This is a genomic window from Cohnella sp. GCM10012308 (assembly GCF_042649185.1).
GTDB lineage: Bacteria > Bacillota > Bacilli > Paenibacillales > Paenibacillaceae > Cohnella.
The window spans coordinates 1-1,192 of record NZ_JBHRYU010000080.1; the positions used below are offsets into that span (position 1 = coordinate 1).

1 protein-coding gene is annotated in these 1,192 nt (G+C 55.1%); it reads right to left on the reverse strand.

Annotated elements, in window-relative coordinates:
• Window positions 1–15 precede the first annotated feature (15 nt).
• The coding region (locus ACFOTD_RS34475; protein ID WP_378124532.1) for an IS4 family transposase at window positions 16–1,192 on the reverse strand (1,177 nt) is incomplete at its 5' end.

A 1,192-nucleotide genomic window follows, 5' to 3' on the forward strand; every position in this document is an offset into this window, starting at 1 on the left:
GGAAAGCGATTTAGTTTAAGTGCGCAATATCCGTTGAGGCTTCAACCTTTTCGGACGTTTTCGTGGCCGTCCTCCGCGTTTGCGTCGACCTCGGCTTGTGCGTTCTCGCTTTGGACACAGCGCATCCCTTAAGCTGAACAGGTCATGCTCGGCATACAGGGAAAGTTTTCGGATGACGGTACCCAGACTCTGTTTTGGAACTGCCGTTTTTCGGATGATCTCGCCTATCACGGCAATTAATAAGTTCAAGTAGATGCAGTTCCAAACCGCTTCCGGTTTACTGTTGTAAATATGGCTGAGATGGAGCTGCGTCTTCAAGGTCCGAAAGAAAAGCTCGATCTTCCACCGCCAGGCATAGATCTTAGCGATATCTTGCGCGCTGAGTTCCATTCGGTTAGTGACCACACGAATGCGCTGGGGCTTTCCGTGCCGGTCCGTGTAGCGGTACTCGACAAGCCGCATCAGCACCTGGTCACCGGTCTGAGGGTCCGTCACTGCGATCTCAGCATCTCGGTCGGTCCCTGCTGTGCAGGGGCGCTCGCGCAAGACGGTGAATTTATTGTTGAAACGGACCCGAGCGACAAAGCGGATGCTTCGCTTCGTCCAATCCACATAGCGTCCGAAAGAAACGTAACCGCGGTCGAAAATGTACGTATGCGCCGACGGAACCACCAGCGCGTCTAAGACCTCTACATCCAGGTCAGAAACGACACCTGTAGAAAGCGCGATATGCAGCGGATGAGCGGCTTGTGTATTTACCAAGCCGAGGCTCAAATGCAGTTTAACTGCGTGTTGCCCCGGCTGGACGTACGCCCATTCGCCGCGTTTGGCACCGATGGAAATCGTGGTCGCATCCACCGCAGCCAGCGGACCGATTTTGGCGAGCGCTTGGTCCTGGTACGCTTCACCAAGCTCTGTCATGGCTTGCTCAACCAGCGATTGAAGCGCATCTGAGGGCAGAGACTCCAGCTTCCGATGCAGGCTCGACGCATGGATGGAAGAGAGTTGCAGCCACTCCTGCATCCATGGCGAGCTGCGCAGGTGCTCGGCAATCGCCTCCAGTCCGGGGCGGCGACGCAATAACGCTTCAAGGAAGAGCAACACCGTATTGCCGCTGTTCAGCTTCTTCGCATAGCGGTCGGCTAGAAGAAAACGAGCATGTTCGTCGAACCAACTGAATAACTCACGGAGT